The following is a 19,401-nucleotide window of genomic DNA, read 5'->3' on the forward strand; positions in this document are numbered from 1 at the left end:
GCGCGATGGCTGAGTTCACCCGACGGCGCGGGCGCACCGGCTACCTGCTGCTGATCCCGACCCTGGCCTGGCTGGCGATCTTCTTCGTCGTCCCGCTCTACTCCCTCGTCGCCACGAGCCTCTTCGACCCCGGTGGGTCGGACTTCCGCGGCTACGACATGACGTACCACGTCTCGAACTACGTCACCGCGATCCAGGAGTACTGGGAGCCCCTGCTGCGGGCGCTCTGGTACGGCGTCCTGGCCACCGCGTTCTGCCTGGTGCTCGGCTACGTGCTCGCCTACGCGATCGCCTTCAAGGCCGGACGCTGGAAGAACCTCCTGCTGGTGCTCGTCGTCGCGCCGTTCTTCACCAGCTTCCTGCTGCGCACGCTCTCCTGGAAGCTGCTGCTCGCCGACGACGGCTTCGTGGTGAACACCCTCCAGACGCTGCACATCCTCGGTTCCGACGGCCGTCTGCTCAACACCTGGGTGGCCGTGGTCGCCGGTCTCACCTACAACTTCCTGCCGTTCATGGTGCTGCCGCTCTACGCGAGCATCGACAAGATCGACCACCGGCTCATCGAGGCCTCGGCCGATCTGTACGCCAACCCGTTCGTCGGGTTCTTCAAGGTCACCTGGCCGCTGTCGCTGCCGGGCGTGGTGTCCGGCACGCTGCTCACCTTCATCCCGGCGGTCGGCGACTACATCAACGCGCGGCTGCTCGGCGGCCCGAACCAGCGGGTCATCGGGTCGGTCATCCAGAGCCAGTTCACCGATGCCGGCGACTACCCCTCGGCGGCCGCGCTCTCGGTGATGCTGATGGTTCTGATCGTCGCGCTGGTGCTCGTCTACGTGCGCCGCGCGGGGACGGAGGAACTGCTGTGAGCTGGATCCGTCGCAACCTCGTGCTCATCGGCGGGCTCGCGGTGCTGCTCTACATGTTCGTGCCGATCTTCGTCGTGGTGCTGATGAGCTTCAACGCTCCGGCGACCCGCAACGTCTACCGCTTCGACGGCTTCACCCTCGACAACTGGACCAACTTCTGCGGCGCCGAGGGCATGTGCGCCGCGCTCGTGCGCAGCATCGAGATCGGCCTGCTCGCCACCTTCGTCGCGACCCTGCTGGGCACGCTGGCCGCCTTCGCGCTGGTGCGTCACGACTTCGCCGGCCGCAGTTCGGCGAACCTGCTGATCTTCCTGCCGATGGCCTCGCCCGAGATCGTCATGGGCTCCTCGCTGCTGGCCCTCTTCGTCGCCGCCGGCTTCGGCGGTCAGCTGGGCTTCTGGACGATCTTCATCGCCCACGTGATGTTCTGCCTCTCCTTCGTCGTCGTCACCGTGCGCTCGCGCCTGGCCGGCATGGACGACGTCCTGGAGCAGGCCGCGATGGACCTCTACGCCACGCCGCAGCAGACGTTCTGGCGGGTCACCTTCCCGCTGGTCTTCCCCGGCATCCTCGGGGCCGCGCTGCTCAGCTTCTCGCTGTCGTTCGACGACTTCATCGTCACCAACCTCAACGCCGGCACCACCACCACCTTCCCCATGTACGTCTGGGGCGTGGCGCAACGAGGCGTGCCGATGCAGGTCAACGCGGTGGGCACCTTGATGTTCGTCATCTCGGTCAGCGTCGTGCTCATCGGCGAGCTCAACAGCCGGCGTCGCGCGAAGGCCCTCGGCGCCGGCTGACCACCGGTCGAGCCGGGAACCGCCGCCGCCGGCCCCGCGTCGCAGGGACATGCGGAGCACGCCGATCCTCGTCCTGACCCGTCGCCGACTCCTGTCGCTGGGCGCCCTCGCCGTCGCGGCCCCGGCCCTCACGTCCTGCGGTGACGGCGGCAGCGGCGGTGACCCCGGCCCGGCCGACGCCGATGCCGGGCCGCTGCGACTGGTGAGCTCGCCGGTCGAGCGTCAGGCCGCCGACCCGGCCGCGCTGCGCACCGGAGCCGAGGCGGTCGCGGCCCTCGTCGCCCCGCTCTGGGCCGGACTCGGCGTCGGGGTCGAGGATCCGGGGGCGAACGGCGCCTTCTCGCCGTTCTCGGTGGCCATGGCGCTCGGCATGGCCACCGCCGGTGCCGCCGGCGCCACCCGCCGCGAGATGCTCGACGTCCTCGGCGCCGACGACGTCCCCGCTCTGGCGGCCGGCTGCAACGCCGCCGCGCTCGACCTGGAGGATCGGGCGGGTCCGGTGCCGGACGACCCCGACGAGCGGTCCATCGAGCTCGCCACGGCCGACCAGGTCTTCGGTCAGCACGACGTCGCCTGGCAGCAGCCGTTTCTCGACATCCTCGCCCGCGACTTCGGCACCGGCGTGCGCACCGTCGACTTCGCCGGCGACCCCGAAGGTGCGCGCGCCGCCGTCAACGAGTGGACGGCGGCGCAGACCCGCGACCGGATCGAGGAGATCATCCCTCCCGGCGCCTTCACCCCCGACACCCGGATGACGCTCGTCAACGCCCTCTACCTCAAGGCGCCGTGGGCGAAGGAGTTCGACAAGACGCTGACCCAGGACGCCGACTTCACCCTCGCCGACGGCGCGGTGGTGCCGGTGCCGATGATGCGTGCGACGGTGGCCCGCAGTGCGGTGACCGGCGACTGGTCGACGGCCCAGGTGCTCTACGCCGGCGGACGCCTGGCCATGACGGTCGTCGTCCCGCGCGGCGAGCCGGACGCCGTCGCCGCGGCCGTGGCCGACGGGCGGCTCACGGAGCTGCTGTCCACCGAACCGGTACCGGCGACGCTGCGGCTGCCGCGCTGGCGCTTCCGCACCCAGCGCAGCCTGTCGAGCGCGCTCGCCGAGGCCGGCATGCCGCTCGCCTTCAGCGACGACGCCGACTTCTCCGGCATGACGACCCAGGAGTCGCTGCGCATCGCCGACGTGCTGCACCAGGTCTTCATCGCCGTCGACGAGTCGGGCACCGAGGCCGCGGCCGCGACGGCGATCGTCATGGAGACCACGACCGCCGAGGTGCCGCCCGAGCGCGAGGTGGCCGCCGACCGGCCGTTCCTCTTCTGCGTGCACACCGACGACGGCGTCCCCCTCTTCGTGGGTTGGTGCGCCGACCCCCGGTAACCTCGCGGGCGTGCTGCTGACCTTCGACACCTCCTCGCCCCAGGTGAGCGTCGCCCTCCACGACGGCGAGGACGTCGTCGCCGAGCTCGTCTCCGAGCAGCCGATGAAGCACGGCGAGCAGCTCGCGCCGCTCATCGAACGCGCCCTGGCCTCGGTCGGCGCCTACCGGCACGACCTCACCGCGCTCGGCGTCGGGGTCGGCCCCGGCCCGTTCACCGGCCTGCGCGTCGGCCTGGTCACCGCACGCACCCTGGCCCACGTGCTGGAGCTGCCGGTCTACGGCGTGTGCTCCCTCGACGTCCTCGCCGTCGAGGCCGTGCGCACCAGCGTCGTCTCGGCGCCCTTCGCCGTGGCCACCGACGCCCGCCGCCGCGAGGTCTACATGGCCACCTACGACGCCGACGGCGTCCGCCTCGACGGGCCGGTCGTCGAGCGGCCCGCCGACCTCGCCGAGCGGGTCGCCGGTCTGCCGATCGTCGGCGAGGGCGCCACCCTGTACCCCGATCTGCTCCCCGGCGGGCTCGGGCCGCAGCGGCCCAGCGCCGGCTGGCTCGCGCGCGCCGTCACCGAGGAGCTCGCCGAGCTGCGCGACCCCGAGCCTCTGTACCTGCGCCGTCCCGACGCCGAGGCACCCGGCGCACGCAAGCAGGTCTCGTGATCGTGCGCGCCGCCACCGAGGACGACATCGAGGCGGTCGTCGCCCTCGAGCAGGCCAACCTCGGCGTCGACGCCTGGTCGCCGACGCTGGTCGCCGACGGCATCCGCGGCGGACTGCCGACGGTGCGCTACCTGGTGGCCGAGGCGGACGGCGCGGTCGTGGGGCACGCGGTCGCCAGCATCGTGGCCGACATCGCCGAGCTGCAACGCATCTCCGTGGCGCCCGAGCACCGGCGCGGCGGCGTCGCCACCGCGCTCCTCGACGCCGTCGTCGAGGCCGGTCGGGCCGAACGCGCCGACCGCCTGCTGCTCGAGGTCCGCGAGGACAACCACGGGGCGCAGGCCTTCTACGCCGCCCGCGGCCTCGTCGAGGTCGACCGGCGGCCCCGCTACTACACCGACGGCTCGACCGCCGTCGTCATGCGCCTGGGCCTGGGCCCTGCGTGCAGCTGGTCGTGAGGGAGAGGATGGAGCAGATGAGCGACGGACCCCTGGTGCTGGGCATCGAGACCTCGTGCGACGAGACCGGTGTCGGCATCGTGCGCGGCCACACCCTGCTCGCGGACGCCGTGGCGAGCAGCGTCGAGGAGCACGCGCGGTTCGGCGGCGTCGTCCCCGAGGTCGCGAGCCGTGCCCACCTCGAGGCGATGGTGCCCACCATCGAGCGGGCGTGCGAGACCGCCGGCGTGCGGCTGGCCGACATCGACGCCGTCGCCGTCACCCACGGCCCCGGCCTCGCCGGTGCGCTGCTCGTGGGCGTCGCGTCGGCCAAGGCCCTGGCCTTCGGGCTCGGAAAGCCGCTGTACGGCGTCAACCACCTCGCCGCGCACGTCGCCGTCGACCAGCTCGAGCACGGCGCCCTGCCCGAGCCGTGCATCGCGATGCTCGTCAGCGGCGGTCACTCCAGCCTGCTGCGGGTCACCGACGTGGCCTCCAACGAGGGCGTCGTGCCGATGGGTTCCACCATCGACGACGCCGCCGGCGAGGCCTTCGACAAGGTCGCCCGCCTGCTCGGGCTGCCGTTCCCGGGCGGCCCGCACATCGACCGCGCCGCCCGCGAGGGCGACACGGTGGCGATCGACTTCCCGCGGGGTTTGACCTCGCGGCGCGACCTAGAGCGGCACCGATTCGACTTCTCCTTCTCCGGGCTCAAGACCGCGGTGGCCCGGTGGGTCGAGGCCTGCGAGCGCAGCGGCGAGCCGGTGCCGGTCAACGACGTGGCGGCCTCTTTCCAGGAGGCCGTCTGCGACGTGCTGGTGCGCAAGGCGCTCGACGCGGCGGCGTCCGAGGGCATCGACGACCTGCTCATCGGCGGTGGCGTCGCGGCCAACTCACGGCTGCGCGGGCTCGCCGAGGAGCGCGCCGCGAAGCTCGGCATCCGGGTGCGGGTGCCGCGTCCGGGGCTGTGCACCGACAACGGCGCGATGGTCGCCGCGCTCGGCGCCGAGATGGTCGCGCGCGGGCGCATGCCGTCGTCCCTCGACCTGCCCGCGGACTCCTCGCTGCCGGTCACCAGCGTGCTGGCCGGCTGACCCGCGTCGATCCCTGTCGGGGGTTTTCGCGGACCCCTAGGGTGAGCGTGAGCGAGGCCACGTTCGTGGCCGCGGAGAACGCTTCCCAGGAGGAACCATGCAGCAGGTCCAGGCGATCGTCGCCCGCGCCAAGGGCGCGCCGGTCGAGATGGTCACCATCAACATCCCCGACCCGGGCCCGGGCGAGGCCGTGGTGAAGATCCAGGCGTGCGGGGTCTGCCACACCGACCTGCACTACCGCGAGGGCGGCATCAACGACGAGTTCCCCTTCCTGCTGGGTCACGAGGCGGCCGGCATCGTCGAGGCGGTCGGCCCCGGCGTCACCGACGTCGCCCCCGGCGACTTCGTCGTCCTGAACTGGCGCGCGGTGTGCGGCAACTGTCGCGCCTGCGACCGCGGCGAGCCCTGGTACTGCTTCGCCACCCACAACGCGACCCAGAAGATGACGCTCGCCGACGGACCGGACGCCGGCACCGAGCTCTCGCCCGCGCTGGGCATCGGCGCGTTCGCCGAGAAGACCCTGGTGGCGGCCGGCCAGTGCACGAAGGTCGACCCCGAGGCCCGTCCGGCCGCCGTCGGCCTGCTCGGCTGCGGCGTGATGGCCGGCCTCGGTGCCGCCATCAACACCGGTGCGGTGGGTCGCGGCAAGTCGGTGGCGGTCATCGGCTGCGGCGGCGTCGGCGTGGCCGCGATCGCCGGCTCCGCGCTCGCCGGCGCCCACACCATCATCGCCGTCGACATCGACCCCAAGAAGCTCAAGAAGGCGAAGGCGATGGGTGCCACCCACACCGTCGACTCCTCGGCCACCGACGCGGTCGCCGCGATCCAGGAGCTCACCGGCGGCAACGGCGCCGACGTCGTCATCGACGCCGTGGGCCGCCCCGAGACCTGGAAGCAGGCGTTCTACGCCCGCGACCTCGCCGGCACCGTGGTGCTCGTCGGCGTCCCGACGCCGGACATGAAGGTGCCCGACATCCCGCTCATCGACGTCTTCGGTCGCGGCGGCTCGCTGAAGTCCTCCTGGTACGGCGACTGCCTGCCCAGCCGCGACTTCCCGATGCTCGTCGACCTCTACCGCCAGGGTCGCCTCGACCTCGACGCGTTCGTCACCGAGGAGATCGCGCTCGGCGACGTCGAGGCCGCCTTCGAGAAGATGCACCACGGCGACGTCCTGCGCTCGGTGGTGGTCCTCTGATGGCCGGTGCCGTCCGCGTCGACCACGGCACCGCCGCCGGCACCTTCAGCCTCGACGGTGAGACCTTCGAGGTCGAGAACAACATCTGGGTCGTGGGTGACGACGACGAGTGCGTCGTCATCGACGCCCCGCACGACGTCGAGGCGATCCTCGGCGTCGTGGGGGCGCGGCGGGTGAAGGCGATCCTGCTGACCCACGCGCACGACGACCACTGCCGCATGGCGCCGGCGCTGCGCGAGCGGGTGACCGCGCCGATCATGCTGCACCCCGACGAGCGCCCGCTGTGGGAGCTCACCCACGGCGACGCCGAGACCGGCGAGCACCTGTGGGACCTCGACCTCGCCGACGGCGTCACCGTCACGGTGGGCTCCGGCGACGACGCCGTCACGCTGACCGCGCTCCACACGCCCGGTCACGCGCCCGGTGCGGTGTGCTTCTCGGCGCCCGCGCTGGGCTGCGTCTTCACCGGCGACACCCTCTTCCACGGCGGTCCCGGCGCCACCGGTCGCTCCTTCTCCGACCGGCCGACCCTGGAGGCCTCGATCCGCGCCAAGCTGTTCGGGCTGCCCGCCGACACCGTCGTCCACACCGGGCACGGGGAGGACACCACGATCGGGGCCGAGGCGGAGTTGCTGGGGGCCTGAGCCGGCGGCAGGTTTCCCCGGCCGGCCGGGGAAACCTGCCGAAATCGGCCGCCCGGAGCCCGATTCCGGGCAGTTTCCCCTGTCCGATGGGGCTGATGATGCTGAAGGGACAGCGGCTCGCCGACGGCGACCCCTCAGCGCGCGGGCACGAAGATCCGCTCGGGCGGGGCCGTCCGCGCGTCGACCGACGTCAGCACGAGCGCCGGGCCGGCCAGGACGCCGCGGGCCAGCCGCACGCGCAGCAGATGGTGCCCGGGCTCGAGCCGCCTCCAATCCCGGACGCCGATCGATTCGCCGTGGCGCAGCACCTCCACCCGCGCGGGCCCGCCCCGACCGGGCACCTCGACGTCGATCAGGATCCGGCGGGACCCGAGTCGGCGCGTGACGCGGATCCGCCGCACGGACGGCGTCGCGTCGTCCCGCGCACCCGGGAGGGCCTTCGGGTCCAGGTGATCGATCGACATGGGTGGCTCACGGTCGGCTCGGGGCGGCGGGCCGCCCGGGTGGAGGTGCTGACGCCTCCGAGCTTGATCGGGCCCGCTGTGCCGGGGCTGTGCGCCCGCTCCGGCCCGCCTGGGAGGCTCAGATCGGCCGCACGAGCAGGCAGGTGCCCTCGCCGGCGACCCGCGTGAGCACGATCGTGGCCTCGGCATCGCCGCTGAGGTCGAGACGGCGCCGCAGCTGCTCGGGCACCACCTCGACGCCGCGCTTCTTGATCGTGAGCCGTCCGATGCCGCGCTCGCGCAGCGCCGCGCGCAGCGCCTTCTCCCGGTAGGGGAGCTCCTCGAGCACCTCGTAGCCGCGCGCGAACGGCGTGGGGGACGGCGTGTCGGTGGTGACGTAGGCGATGTGCTCGTCGAGCAGGCCGCCGTCCAGCCGGGCGGCCACGGCGGTCACCAGGCCCGCTCGGATCACCGCGCCGTCGGGCTCGTAGAGGTGGCTGCCGAGGGCACGCACGCCGGCGCCGGGGTCGTCCTCGTCGGTGAGGGTGGCCAGGCCGCGCTCGCCGATGACGGTCGCCCGCCGCGCGGTGGTGGCCAGGCGCCCCGACCACAGCGCCGCCTCCTTCACCTCGCCCGCGTCGCTCACCCACTCGGCCTCGACGCCGTCGGGCACGAGGTCGTGGGGGATGCCGGGTGCGACCTTCGCGCAGGCGTCGCGGCGCAGCAGCGCCTCCACGAGGGTCCAGGACGGCGTCCAGTCGGCGGGGTCGAAGGAACGGCCGCGGCCGCTGCGACGGGCCGGGTCGACGAACACCACGTCGAAGGGGGTGGGGTCGACGTCGGCGGCGTCGGCCACCATGACGGCGCCTTCCAGGCCGAGGGCGGCGAGGTTGGCGCGGGCGACCTCCACCCGCACGGGGTCGAGGTCGATGCCCGCGCACACGACGCCGGTGGCGGCCGCGGCCATGAGATCGCCGCCGATGCCGCAGCCGAGGTCGAGGAGGCTGCGGGCGCCGAAGGCCCGGAGCCGGGCGGCGCGGTGGGCCGCCACCCGGGCGCGGGTGGCCTGCTCGAGCCCGTCGGGGGTGAAGTAGAGGAGGTGGGCCTGCTCGCCGAACTTCGCCACGGCGCGGGTGCGCAGCTCGACCTGGGTGAGGGCGGCGGCCACGTGGGCGGGATCGGCGCCGCGCCGCAGCACGGTCTGGGCTCGCAGCGGCGGTTCCCCGGCGAGGGCCGCGGCCTGCTCGAGCAACGCCTGCCCGGGCGGGGTGAGCAGCCAGCGGAAGGCGTCGAGGTCCACCCCGCGATCCTGCCAGGCCGACCCGCTCTGGCACTCCACCGAGGTGAGTGCTAGTTTCTGGTTGGCACTCTCCCGTCGAGTGTGCCAGCGCCTGCCGGCTCCGGGACGACCCCCGCGACGGCGTCCCGGCCAGGCGGGCACCGGACATCCATCGCTACCACGTTGTCAGAAGCGAAAGGTCGATCAGAAGTGTCGGTCAACATCAAGCCGCTCGAGGACCGCATCGTCGTCAAGCCCCTCGAGGCCGAGCAGACCACCGCGTCGGGTCTGGTCATCCCGGACACCGCCAAGGAGAAGCCGCAGGAGGGCGAGGTCGTCGCCATCGGTCCCGGCCGCATCGACGACAACGGCAACCGCGTGCCGCTCGACGTCGCCGTGGGCGACAAGGTCATCTACAGCAAGTACGGCGGCACCGAGGTCAAGTACGCCGGCGCCGAGTACCTCATCCTCTCGGCCCGCGACGTCCTGGCGGTCGTCTCCTGAAGTCCCTCCATCCGGGCCGCTGACAGCGGCCCGGATGGTCCCATTTCTCCTCTGCTTTTCCCTCTGCCAAGGAGCAGTCCCAGATGCCCAAGATCCTGGAGTTCGACGAGAACGCCCGCCGTGCCCTCGAGCGCGGCGTCGACGCGCTCGCCAACGCCGTCAAGGTGACCCTCGGCCCCAAGGGCCGCTACGTCGTCCTCGACAAGAAGTGGGGCGCCCCGACCATCACCAACGACGGTGTGACCGTCGCGCGTGAGGTCGAGCTCGACGACCCGTTCGAGAACCTCGGTGCCCAGCTCACCAAGGAGGTCGCCACCAAGACCAACGACGTCGCCGGTGACGGCACCACCACCGCCACCGTGCTCGCGCAGGCGATGGTCCACGAGGGACTGCGGGCGGTCGCCGCCGGCGCGAACCCGATGGGCCTCAAGCGCGGCATGGACGCCGCGGCCACCGCCGTCGGCGAGGCGCTGCGCGAGGCGGCCCGTGAGGTCGAGTCGGTCGAGGACATGGCCTCGGTCGCCACGATCTCCAGCCGCGACGCCCACATCGGCGACCTGCTCTCGCAGGCCTTCGACAAGGTCGGCAAGGACGGTGTCATCACCGTCGAGGAGTCCAACACCATGGGCACCGAGCTCGACTTCACCGAGGGCATGCAGTTCGACAAGGGCTACATCAGCCAGTACTTCGTCACCGACCCCGAGCGCATGGAGGCCGTCCTCGACGACCCCTACATCCTCCTGCACCAGGGCAAGATCTCGGCGATCGCCGAGCTGCTCCCGCTGCTGGAGAAGGTCATCGCGGCCGGCAAGCCCCTCTTCATCCTCGCCGAGGACGTCGAGGGCGAGGCGCTCTCGACCCTGGTGGTCAACAAGATCCGCGGCACCTTCAACGCCGTCGCGGTGAAGAGCCCCGCCTTCGGCGACCGCCGCAAGGCGATGATGCAGGACATCGCGATCCTCACCGGCGGCACCGTGGTGGCGCCCGAGGTCGGTCTCAAGCTCGACCAGGTCGGTCTCGACGTGCTGGGCCAGGCCCGCCGCGTCGTGGTCACCAAGGACAACACCACCATCGTCGACGGCGCGGGCGACGCCGCCGCGGTCGAGGGTCGCGTCGCCCAGATCAAGGCCGAGATCGAGAACACCGACTCCGACTGGGACCGCGAGAAGCTCCAGGAGCGTCTCGCGAAGCTGGCCGGCGGCGTGTGCGTCATCAAGGTCGGCGCCGCCACCGAGGTGGAGCTGAAGGAGAAGAAGCACCGCATCGAGGACGCCGTCTCCGCGACCCGCGCGGCCATCGAGGAGGGCATCGTCCCCGGCGGTGGCTCCGCGATCGTCCACGCCGTCTCGGTGCTCGAGGACGACCTCGGGCTCACCGGCGACGAGGCCGCCGGCGTGCGCATCGTGCGCAAGGCCGCCGACGAGCCGCTGCGCTGGATCGCCGAGAACGGTGGCGAGAACGGCTACGTCGTGGTCTCCAAGGTCCGCGAGGCCGGCGTCGGCAACGGCTACAACGCCGCCACCGGCGAGTACGGCGACCTCGTCGCCCAGGGTGTCCTCGACCCGGTCAAGGTCACCCGCTCGGCGCTCGTCAACGCCACCTCCATCGCGGCGATGCTGCTCACCACCGAGACCCTCGTGGTGGACAAGCCCGAGGAGGAGGAGCCCGCCGCGGCCGGTCACGGCCACGGTCACGGCCACTGAGCCCGCGCCTGCGCAGAAGCACCCGGACGCCGTCGATCCCTTGGGATCGGCGGCGTCCGCCGTTTCCCCCGCCCCTCGGCCCGCCCGCTAGCGTGACGGGGTGAGCGACTCGGCCGACGCCCCGCACGTCCTCGTCATCGGAGCCGACGCGGCCGGTATGAGCGCGGCCCATCAGGCGCTGCGCCGGGCCCGCGACCTCGGCCGCACGCTGCGCATCACCGCGCTCGAGGCGACCGAGCACACCTCGTACTCGGCGTGCGGCCTGCCCTACTGGATCGGGGGTCTGGTCGCCTCGGGCGACGACCTCGTGGCGCGCTTCCCCGCGGAGCATCGCGAGAGCGGCATCGACCTGCGCACCGGAGTGCGGGCGCGGCGGGTCGATCTCGACGCCCGCGAGGTGACCGCCGTCGACGCCGAAGGCCAGTCGCAGCGGTTCTCCTACGACGAGCTCGTGATCGCCACCGGCGCCGCTCCTCGCATCCCCGACTGGGCACGCGACGAGGACGGCGTCCTCGTGCCCGGCATGCTCCCGGTCAAGACCCTGGACGACGGCGCGGCCTGGCGGGCTCTGCTCGACGAGTGGTCGGGGGAGCACCCGCCGCGCGCGGCGATCGTGGGCGCGGGCTACATCGGCGTCGAGATGGCCGAGGCGCTCGCCGATCGCGGCTGCGAGGTCGCACTGTTCGCTGCCGCCGAGGTGCTTCCCGGCTTCGAGACGCCGGTGCGCCAGCGGATGACCGCCACGCTGCGAGCGGCCGGCATCACGGTGCACGAGCACGCCCGGGTCGACGGGATCGAGCGCGGTGCCGACGGCGCGGTCGCGGCGGTGCGCTGCCCCTCGGGCACGACGCAGGCCGACCTCGTCGTCCTGGCGACCGGTGTCGATCCCCGCACCGATCTGGAGATCGTCGGCGGCGACCTGCCCCGCGGCGAGGCCGGAGCGTTCGACCCCGACGATCGGCAGCGGCTGGGTCCGCACGTGTGGGCCGCCGGCGACTGCGCCACCGTGCGGCACCGCATGCTCGGCACCCGCGTCTTCATCCCGCTGGGCACCCACGCGAACAAGCAGGGTCGCGTGCTCGGCGACAACCTGGCCGGCGGCAGCTCCCGGTCGGAGGGTGCGCTGGGCACCGCGATCACCCGCTTCCGGCACGCCGGGCACCTGCTGGAGGTCGCGCGCACCGGCCTCGGCACGAGCGAGGCCGCCGACGCCGGGTTCCGCCCGACCGCGCTGCTGACCGAGGGCTCGGTGATCAGCGGGTACCTGCCCGATGCCGCGACGGCCGCGGTCTGGGTCTGTGCCGATGCGCGCACCCGTCGTCTGCTCGGCGTCCAGATCGCCGGCGGCGAGGGATCGGCCAAACGCATCGACACCGCGGCCGCCGTCCTGTGGGCGGGCGGCAGCGTCGACGACCTCGCGGCGGTCGATCTCGCCTACGCGCCGCCCTTCGCGACCGTGTGGGACCTCGTGCAGATCGCAGCCCGACGCCTCGCCGAACGGATCTGAGCAGCAGTCGTTTTCACGGGTGAAACACGCCGGTCGCGGTCCGGCAACACCCGCCGGGGACCGTGGCGCCATGTTGTGGCGCGTGCGGACCAGCTTGCCCGATCGACCCGGTGGTCTGGCCGCGCTCGCGCGCGAGAGCGCCGAGGCGGGCGTCGACATCAAGGGTCTGCAGATCTTCCCGGGCACCGACGCCGTCACCGACGAGCTCGTGCTCGCGACGCCCGACGACTGGTCGGAATCCGACCTCGCTGCGCTGGTCGAGCGCGCCGGTTGGACCCTGCTCACCGCGCAGCCGTGTGCGGAGGCGGCGCTGCTCGACCAGCCCACCCGCTACGTGCAGGCCGCCCGCGCGATCCTCGCGCAGCCGGCATCCTTCCCCGAGGTGGTGGCCCAGCTCTTCGACGCCGAGGCCGACGCCCTGCCGGGGACGGCGCCCGTGCAGGACGCCATGGAGATGACCGTCGGCGACGTTCAGGTGCAGGTGCGGCGCACCGCCCCCTTCACCGACGTCGAGCGGGCCCGCGGCGCGGCGATGGCCGACCTCGTCAGCGACGTCCTCCAGCGCACCCGCGCGACCTCCGAGGCCGCCGGGCTCTCGGCCATCGCGGCCTCGCCCGCCCGGCGGATGGGCACCGGCGCCGTCCCCGAGCATGTGGTGGACGGCGACTCGGTGGCCGCGATCATCGACGGCGTGGTGGTCGGCCTGGCCACCGTGCAGCCGGCCGAGGACGACGACCCGACGGTGCGGCCGGTCAGCCTGCGGGTCGATCCCGCCTGGCAGCGCCGCGGCATCGGCACCCGGCTGCTCGTCGACGCCGCCCGGCTCGCGAGCGGACTCGGAGCCGAGGAGATCCTGCTCACCACGCGCTCGGACAACCAGGCGGTGCTCCCGATGGTGCTCGCCGCGGGCATGCGCGGGCGGATCCGGATGGCGGCCGACGCCCTCACCGTGCGGGTGCCGGTCAAGGAGCTGCGGCCGTTGGGGGAGTGAGGCCCTCGCCGACTACGATGCAGCGGTGGAGATCCCCGAGAAGTTCGCCGCCCTGGGCCTCACCTACGACGATGTGCTGCTGCTGCCGGGGTACTCCGACCTCGCGCCGGCCGACATCGACACCACCTCGCGGCTGACCCGGGAGATCTCGCTCCAGGTGCCGCTGGTCAGCGCCGCGATGGACACCGTCACCGAGTCGCGCATGGCGATCGCGATGGCCCGCCAGGGCGGCCTCGGCGTCCTGCACCGCAACCTCTCCATCGAGGACCAGGCCTACCAGGTCGACCTCGTCAAGCGCACCCAGACCGGCATCATCACCAACCCGGTGACCATCGGCCCCGACGCCACCCTCGAGGAGCTCGACCGCCGCTGCGGCGAGTACCGCGTCTCCGGCCTGCCGGTCGTCGATGCCGACATGCGGCTGCTGGGCATCATCACCAATCGCGACCTGCGGTTCACCCCCGTCGCGGAGTGGGCCACCACCAAGGTCGACGAGGTCATGACCCAGATGCCGCTCATCACCGGCCCGGCCGGCATCAGCCGCGAGGAGGCCACCGCCCTCCTGCGGGCCCACAAGCGCGAGCGGCTGCCGCTCATCGACGAGCAGGGCCGGCTCACCGGGCTCATCACCGTCAAGGACTTCGTCAAGGGCGAGCAGTTTCCCAAGGCGTCCTACGACGCCCAGGGCCGTCTGCTCGTGGGCGCTGCCATCGGCTACTTCGGCGACGCCTGGCAGCGCGCCACCACCCTCGTCGAGGCCGGGGTCGACGTGCTGGTGGCCGACACCGCGCACGGCAACGTCGCGATGCTGCTGGAGATGGTGCGCCGCCTCAAGACCGACCCCGCGACCCGGCACGTGCAGGTGATCGGCGGCAACGTCGCCACCCGCGAGGGCGCCCAGTCCTTCGTCGACGCCGGCGCCGACGCCGTCAAGGTCGGCGTCGGCCCGGGCTCGATCTGCACCACCCGCATCGTCACCGGCGTCGGCGTCCCGCAGATCACCGCGGTCTACGAGGCCTCGCTGGCCACCAAGCCCGCCGGCGTCCCGCTCATCGCCGACGGCGGCATGAAGCACTCCGGCGAGATCGCCAAGGCGATCGTCGCGGGCGCCGACACCGTCATGCTCGGCTCGCTGCTCGCCGGCTGCGAGGAGTCGCCGGGCGAGCTGGTGTTCGTCAACGGCAAGCAGTACAAGTCCTACCGCGGCATGGGCTCCCTCGGCGCCATGAGCAGCCGCGGCAAGAAGTCCTACTCCAAGGACCGCTACTTCCAGGCCGAGGTCACCTCCGACGACATGATCGTGCCCGAGGGCATCGAGGGTCAGGTCGCCTACCGCGGCGCCCTCTCCGCGGTCGCCCACCAGCTCATCGGCGGCCTCAACCAGTCGATGTTCTACGTGGGCGCCCGCACGATCCCGGAGCTGCAGGAGAAGGGGCGCTTCGTGCGCATCACCTCCGCCTCGCTCAAGGAGAGCCACCCCCACGGCGTCCAGATGACCGTGGAGGCCCCGAACTACTCGGGCTTCTGAGGGCTCACCTGATCGTCACTGGGGTGCGGTCTCGGCGGTGCCGACGAAGGACGCCGAGACGACCCGCACCTTCGTGATGGTCTTCTTGCCGTCCCACACCTTCACCTTCCACACGGGTCCGCGCTGGTCGATGCCGGTGATGGACTTCGCCGGGGCGTAGACGGCGCCGTCGGTGCAGGAGTAGTGGCCGATCCAGTTCGGGTGGTCCTTCGGGGCGCCCCAGGCGCCGCCGATGCGCAGCAGGCAGTCCTGGCCGTCGGCGAGGTGAAGGGCGAGCGGCTCGGGGACGGCGGGCTTGGTCGCGGTGGGGAACGCGCCGTGCACGCGCACGCGGACGAGCTTCTGCTCGGTGCCGGCGTCCTGGAGGCAGAGCGCGTGGTGGGGGCCCGAGGCCCAGCAGGCCCGCAGACCGACGGCGGTGGGGAAGCAGGCGGCGATGCCGCCGTCGACGGCGGGCATCGCGGAGCCGTCGCAGTCGACCTTCACCCCGAGCCGCTCGACGGTCCACCCCTCCGCGGGGGTGCCGTCGGCGGTGACCGGGCGGACGACGCTGGCCGTCGTCTGGGGCGGCGCGGCATCGGCGGTCACGGTCGGGAGGGCGAGGAGCACGGTCGCGAGCGCGCCGAGCAGGGCGACGAGGGCGGCGAGGAGGGCGCTGGGCGACCACCGGGCGATCCGGCGGGAGAGGGGAGTCGGGAGCATCGGTCTGTCCTTCGTCTGTCGGGGATCCGGACGGCGGACGCGGGCGCCCACCGGAGGGTGGACGCCCGCATCGGGGGAGTGGTTGCCGTCGGTTCAGTCGATCGGACGGTAGATGAGGATGACCCCTTCGGCCGGACGTCCCGCGACGTCGCGGACACGCACCTTCGTGCGCTCACCGGACAGGAGGAGCCCGGCCGATGTGGAGCCGCCCGCCACCCCTGAGATGTAGGCGGTGGCACCCCGTTGGGTCGCGCCACGCCACGCGGCCGCGATCGCGTCGTCGCTGCCGCTGTCGCCGATCGACAGGACGCCGATGACGCGGTCACCGTCGGCTCCGCGCGCGGTGTCGACGATCCAGCCGCTCTGTGCCTCGGCGGGCCCGATCGCTCGTTCGAGCACGAAACGGCGGGTGCCGAAGGTGGCGTAGCGCGGCGCCTGCTGACCGAGGACGTCCTCGTACTGCGTCGGGCGCTGGCGGTACACGCCGAGGCTCAGCTCCGCAGCGCTCGGGTCGGTGACCACCGGTCCGCCGCGGCCGTCGGTGACCTCGATCGTGACGGCGGTGGTCGGACCCGTCGCGATGCCGTAACTCCCCGACTCGGGTAGTGCGTCGACCGTCGTCCGGCATCGCTGGGAATAGGTGGTGCCGCCGCTCTCGGTGAAGCGGGCCCAGAGCCCGGTACGGCTGCTCACGCAGACCAGGGACAGGTCGTACTGGCCATTGCGCGGCAGATCGGCCGTCAGCCGAGGCGCCTCGCCCTCGTCGGTGAACGCAGTGTCGACCAGTCGGTCGTCGCCGATGCTGCGGCGGAACGAGACCCCGTTGCCGGTCACCGCCGGTCCGATGTCGTCGGTCGGGGTGTAGACCGCCAAGGCGAAGCGGGCGTCGGGATCGCTCGATCGCACCTGCACGCGCTCGCCGGGGCTCGCCCACGTCGGCGGCGTCACCCCGTTGCTCCACAGGCGTGCACGCGGCTCGGACGACGAGGCGTAGCTCGCGGCGTCGTCGAGGTCGGTCGCGATCAGGGACGTCAGCACGGCCTCCTTGCCCGAGCCGGGGACATCGATCGGCTTGCCCGGAGCCAGGGTGGGGGTGTCGGTGAGGTGGTAGCGCACGCCGTCGATGCGGATGTCGGTCGGGACCTTCTGACCGAGGATCTCCTCGGCGGGTTCGATGCGGCCGCCGTCGCGGTCGAGCACCTGCGTGGTGAGCGCGGTGCCGCCGACGATAAGGGCGGCTGCGACGGCGACGCCGGCCCGACGGCGACGTCGGGCGATGCGCACGCGGCCGTGGACGGCGTCGGTGCGGGCGGCGAGGCCGGTGTCGGTGAGTCCGTCGGCCTCGGCGCGCAGGGTGGAGCGGAGTTCGTCGAGCCCGGTCATCGGGTCGCCTCCTCGTCGGTGGTGGGCCGCTCGCTGGCGAGGGCGGGGTCGATGCGGAGCTTGGCCAGGGCCTTGGAGGTCTGGCTCTTGACGGTGCCGGGGGAGACGCCGAGCAGGTCGGCGGTCTCGCGTTCGCTGAGGTCCTCGACGAACCGCAGCACGATCACGGCGCGTTGGCGGCGAGGCAGGCGTCCCATCGCCTCCCACAGGTCGGCGCGGGTGTCGCTGCCGGCGTAGGCGTCGGGGGCGGCGTCCCCCTCGAGGTCGAGGAGCTCGCCGCCGGCGATCTCGCCGTTCCACTTGCGCCGCCACCAGGAGGCGAAGGTGTTGACGAGCACCTTGCGGACGTAGGGCTCGGGTTCGCCGTCGATGCGCGACCAGGCGAACCAGCTCTTGGTCAGGGCCGTCTGGAGGAGGTCCTCGGCCAGTGCGTGGTCCCGGGTGAGGAGGTAGGCCAGCCGCAGCAGGGCGGTCGACCGGGCGGCGACGAAGCTGTCGAAGTCCGCGCGTTCGCGCGGTCGCGCACCCGAGAGCGCGGTCGACCCTTCGTCGATCATCGTGTTCATGCCCCCTACCACCGTCCGGGACGGCGTCCTGGTTGCCTGCTTCGGGGATTTTCCTCGATAGGCTTCCACGGTGACCGAGATCGAGATCGGCCGGGCCAAGCGCGCACGGCGTGCCTACTCCTTCGATGACATCGCCATCGTGCCCTCGCGGCGCACGCGCGACCCCGAGGAGGTCAGCACGCACTGGCAGATCGACGCCTACCGCTTCGACCTGCCCGTCATCGCCGCCCCCATGGACTCGGTGATGTCGCCGGCCACCGCGATCACCCTCGGACGCCTCGGCGGCCTCGGCGTCCTCAACCTCGAGGGTCTGTGGACCCGTTTCGAGGACCCGACCACGCTGCTGGAGGAGGTCGCCCAGCTCGACGGGCCCGAGGCGACCCGCCGCATGCAGGAGATCTACACCGAGCCGGTCAAGGCCGAGCTCATCACCGAGCGGCTGCGCGAGATCCGTGCCGCCGGTGTCACGGTCGCCGGATCCCTCTCCCCGCAGCGCACCAAGGAGTTCGCGAAGACGGTCGTCGACGCCGGCGTCGACATGTTCGTCATCCGCGGCACCACGGTCAGTGCCGAGCACGTGTCGGGCCAGGCCGAGCCGCTCAACCTCAAGCAGTTCATCTACGAGCTCGACGTGCCGGTGATCGTCGGCGGCTGCGCCACCCACCAGGCCGCCCTCCACCTCATGCGCACCGGCGCCGCCGGCGTCCTCGTCGGCTTCGGCGGCGGCGCCGCCCACACCACCCGCACCGTGCTCGGCATCGCCGTCCCGATGGCCTCGGCCGTCGCTGACGTCGCCGCCGCGCGCCGCGACTACCTCGACGAGTCGGGCGGCCGCTACGTGCACGTCATCGCCGACGGCTCCATCGGCCGCTCGGGCGACATCGCCAAGGCGATCGCCTGTGGCGCCGACGCCGTCATGGTCGGTTCGCCGTTCGCGCGCGCCAGCGACGCCCCCGGTCGCGGCTTCCACTGGGGCACCGAGGCCCACCACCCCGACCTCCCGCGCGGCATGCGGGTGCCGTTCGAGACCGTCGGCACGATGGAGGAGGTGCTCTTCGGTCCCTCGCACGTCGCCGACGGCACCATGAACCTCATCGGCGCCCTCAAGCGCTCGATGGCCACCACCGGCTACACCGACGTCAAGGAGTTCCAGCGGGTGGAGGTCGTCGTCGAGTGAGCTCGGCCGACGGCCCCGACCCCGCGGACGACGTCGTCGACATCTGGACCGACGGCGCCTGCATCCCCAACCCGGGCCCCGGCGGCTGGGGTGCTCTACTGCGGCAGGGGCCGCACGAACTCGAACTCTGCGGCGGCACCGCCGAGACGACCACGAACAACCGCATGGAGCTGATGGCGCCCATCGAGGCGCTCGGCGCGCTCAAGCGCCCGGTCACCGTGCGCATCCACACCGACAGCACCTACGTGCGCAACGGGGTCACCTCGTGGGTGGCCACCTGGCAGCGCAACGGCTGGCGCACCTCGGCCAAGCAGCCGGTGAAGAACGAGGACCTCTGGCGTGCCCTGGTCGCCGCCACCGCACGTCACGACGTCGAGTGGCTCTGGGTGAAGGGGCACGCCGGCATCGAGGGCAACGAGCGGGCTGACCGGCTCGCCGCCCGCGGTCTCGAGGAGGCCGTCGAGGCTGCCCGGCTCGGCGACGCCGCTGGCTCCTGAGTACCGGTCTCCGGGCAGCACGACAGGCCCGAACCCGGGTGGT

The 19,401-nt window shown here is 72.7% G+C and carries 20 protein-coding genes; 15 read left to right on the top strand and 5 right to left on the bottom strand.

Annotated elements, in window-relative coordinates; translation table 11 throughout:
• The first annotated feature begins 5 nt into the window (after positions 1-5).
• From ABD671_RS01735 to ABD671_RS01770, 8 genes are all read left to right on the top strand, one after another.
• The gene (locus ABD671_RS01735) at positions 6-866 is read left to right on the top strand and encodes an ABC transporter permease (protein ID WP_344731477.1); all 861 of its coding nucleotides are present in this window, start codon (positions 6-8) and stop codon (positions 864-866) included.
• Positions 863-1,666, top strand: coding sequence for an ABC transporter permease (locus tag ABD671_RS01740; RefSeq protein WP_344731478.1), 804 nt, complete (start codon positions 863-865; stop codon positions 1,664-1,666). Before ABD671_RS01735 ends, ABD671_RS01740 begins: the two co-directional genes overlap by 4 nt.
• Before the next feature lie 49 nt (positions 1,667-1,715).
• Positions 1,716-3,050, top strand: a complete 1,335-nt coding sequence (locus ABD671_RS01745; protein ID WP_344731479.1) for a serpin family protein — start codon at positions 1,716-1,718, stop codon at positions 3,048-3,050.
• 10 nt (positions 3,051-3,060) lie between these two features.
• Positions 3,061-3,708: a tRNA (adenosine(37)-N6)-threonylcarbamoyltransferase complex dimerization subunit type 1 TsaB gene (tsaB, locus tag ABD671_RS01750; protein ID WP_344731480.1), complete on the top strand. Its 648-nt coding sequence runs from the start codon at positions 3,061-3,063 to the stop codon at positions 3,706-3,708.
• The gene (rimI, locus tag ABD671_RS01755) at positions 3,705-4,166 is read left to right on the top strand and encodes a ribosomal protein S18-alanine N-acetyltransferase (RefSeq protein WP_344731481.1); all 462 of its coding nucleotides are present in this window, start codon (positions 3,705-3,707) and stop codon (positions 4,164-4,166) included. Before tsaB ends, rimI begins: the two co-directional genes overlap by 4 nt.
• Before the next feature lie 17 nt (positions 4,167-4,183).
• On the top strand, positions 4,184-5,239 hold the full coding sequence (gene tsaD, locus ABD671_RS01760) for a tRNA (adenosine(37)-N6)-threonylcarbamoyltransferase complex transferase subunit TsaD (RefSeq protein WP_344731482.1): 1,056 nt from the start codon (positions 4,184-4,186) through the stop codon (positions 5,237-5,239).
• A 97-nt stretch (positions 5,240-5,336) separates the two neighbouring features.
• Positions 5,337-6,434: an S-(hydroxymethyl)mycothiol dehydrogenase gene (locus tag ABD671_RS01765; RefSeq protein ID WP_344731483.1), complete on the top strand. Its 1,098-nt coding sequence runs from the start codon at positions 5,337-5,339 to the stop codon at positions 6,432-6,434.
• Entirely contained in the window at positions 6,434-7,078 is a 645-nt protein-coding gene (locus ABD671_RS01770) for an MBL fold metallo-hydrolase (RefSeq protein WP_344731484.1), read from the top strand. Before ABD671_RS01765 ends, ABD671_RS01770 begins: the two co-directional genes overlap by 1 nt.
• Positions 7,079-7,212: 134 nt before the next feature.
• On the opposite strand, the gene ABD671_RS01775 is transcribed toward ABD671_RS01770, so the two are convergent.
• The gene (locus tag ABD671_RS01775; protein ID WP_344731485.1) at positions 7,213-7,542 is read right to left on the bottom strand and encodes a hypothetical protein; all 330 of its coding nucleotides are present in this window, start codon (positions 7,540-7,542) and stop codon (positions 7,213-7,215) included.
• 118 nt (positions 7,543-7,660) lie between these two features.
• On the bottom strand, positions 7,661-8,821 hold the full coding sequence (locus tag ABD671_RS01780) for a class I SAM-dependent methyltransferase (RefSeq protein WP_344731486.1): 1,161 nt from the start codon (positions 8,819-8,821) through the stop codon (positions 7,661-7,663).
• A 189-nt stretch (positions 8,822-9,010) separates the two neighbouring features.
• Here ABD671_RS01780 and groES point away from each other — a divergent pair, with 189 nt between their 5' ends.
• The 5 genes from groES (at position 9,011) to guaB (ending at position 15,033) form a co-directional block, all read left to right on the top strand.
• Positions 9,011-9,304: a co-chaperone GroES gene (groES, locus tag ABD671_RS01785; RefSeq protein ID WP_344731487.1), complete on the top strand. Its 294-nt coding sequence runs from the start codon at positions 9,011-9,013 to the stop codon at positions 9,302-9,304.
• A gap of 83 nt (positions 9,305-9,387) precedes the next feature.
• On the top strand, positions 9,388-11,007 hold the full coding sequence (gene groL / locus ABD671_RS01790; RefSeq protein WP_344731488.1) for a chaperonin GroEL: 1,620 nt from the start codon (positions 9,388-9,390) through the stop codon (positions 11,005-11,007).
• A gap of 100 nt (positions 11,008-11,107) precedes the next feature.
• Entirely contained in the window at positions 11,108-12,514 is a 1,407-nt protein-coding gene (locus ABD671_RS01795; RefSeq protein WP_344731489.1) for an FAD-dependent oxidoreductase, read from the top strand.
• A gap of 82 nt (positions 12,515-12,596) precedes the next feature.
• Positions 12,597-13,505 carry a GNAT family N-acetyltransferase gene (locus ABD671_RS01800; protein WP_344731490.1) on the top strand — a complete coding sequence of 303 codons (909 nt, stop codon included), beginning with the start codon at positions 12,597-12,599 and terminating at the stop codon, positions 13,503-13,505.
• A 25-nt stretch (positions 13,506-13,530) separates the two neighbouring features.
• Entirely contained in the window at positions 13,531-15,033 is a 1,503-nt protein-coding gene (gene guaB / locus ABD671_RS01805) for an IMP dehydrogenase (protein ID WP_344731491.1), read from the top strand.
• Positions 15,034-15,048: 15 nt separating this feature from the next.
• Here guaB and ABD671_RS01810 read toward each other — a convergent pair whose 3' ends face one another.
• The 3 genes from ABD671_RS01810 to ABD671_RS01820 all read right to left on the bottom strand — a co-directional run bounded on the left by ABD671_RS01810 (position 15,049) and on the right by ABD671_RS01820 (position 17,684).
• The gene (locus ABD671_RS01810) at positions 15,049-15,735 is read right to left on the bottom strand and encodes a hypothetical protein (RefSeq protein ID WP_344731492.1); all 687 of its coding nucleotides are present in this window, start codon (positions 15,733-15,735) and stop codon (positions 15,049-15,051) included.
• Positions 15,736-15,828: 93 nt separating this feature from the next.
• On the bottom strand, positions 15,829-17,118 hold the full coding sequence (locus tag ABD671_RS01815) for a hypothetical protein (protein ID WP_344731493.1): 1,290 nt from the start codon (positions 17,116-17,118) through the stop codon (positions 15,829-15,831).
• Entirely contained in the window at positions 17,115-17,684 is a 570-nt protein-coding gene (locus ABD671_RS01820) for a SigE family RNA polymerase sigma factor (protein WP_344731495.1), read from the bottom strand. Before ABD671_RS01820 ends, ABD671_RS01815 begins: the two co-directional genes overlap by 4 nt.
• Positions 17,685-17,754: 70 nt before the next feature.
• Between ABD671_RS01820 and ABD671_RS01825 the strand changes: the two genes are divergently transcribed.
• Together ABD671_RS01825 and rnhA are read left to right on the top strand one after the other, a co-directional pair.
• Positions 17,755-18,861, top strand: a complete 1,107-nt coding sequence (locus ABD671_RS01825) for a GuaB3 family IMP dehydrogenase-related protein (RefSeq protein ID WP_344731496.1) — start codon at positions 17,755-17,757, stop codon at positions 18,859-18,861.
• On the top strand, positions 18,858-19,358 hold the full coding sequence (gene rnhA, locus ABD671_RS01830) for a ribonuclease HI (protein WP_344731497.1): 501 nt from the start codon (positions 18,858-18,860) through the stop codon (positions 19,356-19,358). The genes ABD671_RS01825 and rnhA overlap by 4 nt, the downstream gene beginning before the upstream one ends.
• Positions 19,359-19,401: the final 43 nt, after the last annotated feature.

The sequence above is a fragment of the Nocardioides fonticola genome (genome assembly GCF_039536805.1).
GTDB classification, from domain to species: domain Bacteria; phylum Actinomycetota; class Actinomycetes; order Propionibacteriales; family Nocardioidaceae; genus Nocardioides; species Nocardioides fonticola.

Excerpts from the sequence above, each read along its gene's own strand:
- ABD671_RS01735 (WP_344731477.1), top strand. The coding sequence starts at position 6 with ATGGCTGAGTTCACCCGACGGCGCGGGCGCACCGGCTACCTGCTGCTG.
- ABD671_RS01745 (WP_344731479.1), top strand. The coding sequence starts at position 1,716 with ATGCGGAGCACGCCGATCCTCGTCCTGACCCGTCGCCGACTCCTGTCG.
- tsaD (WP_344731482.1), top strand. The coding sequence starts at position 4,184 with ATGAGCGACGGACCCCTGGTGCTGGGCATCGAGACCTCGTGCGACGAG.
- ABD671_RS01765 (WP_344731483.1), top strand. The coding sequence starts at position 5,337 with ATGCAGCAGGTCCAGGCGATCGTCGCCCGCGCCAAGGGCGCGCCGGTC.
- ABD671_RS01770 (WP_344731484.1), top strand. The coding sequence starts at position 6,434 with ATGGCCGGTGCCGTCCGCGTCGACCACGGCACCGCCGCCGGCACCTTC.
- ABD671_RS01775 (WP_344731485.1), bottom strand. The coding sequence starts at position 7,542 with ATGTCGATCGATCACCTGGACCCGAAGGCCCTCCCGGGTGCGCGGGAC.
- groL (WP_344731488.1), top strand. The coding sequence starts at position 9,388 with ATGCCCAAGATCCTGGAGTTCGACGAGAACGCCCGCCGTGCCCTCGAG.
- ABD671_RS01810 (WP_344731492.1), bottom strand. The coding sequence starts at position 15,735 with ATGCTCCCGACTCCCCTCTCCCGCCGGATCGCCCGGTGGTCGCCCAGC.
- ABD671_RS01815 (WP_344731493.1), bottom strand. The coding sequence starts at position 17,118 with ATGACCGGGCTCGACGAACTCCGCTCCACCCTGCGCGCCGAGGCCGAC.
- ABD671_RS01820 (WP_344731495.1), bottom strand. The coding sequence starts at position 17,684 with ATGAACACGATGATCGACGAAGGGTCGACCGCGCTCTCGGGTGCGCGA.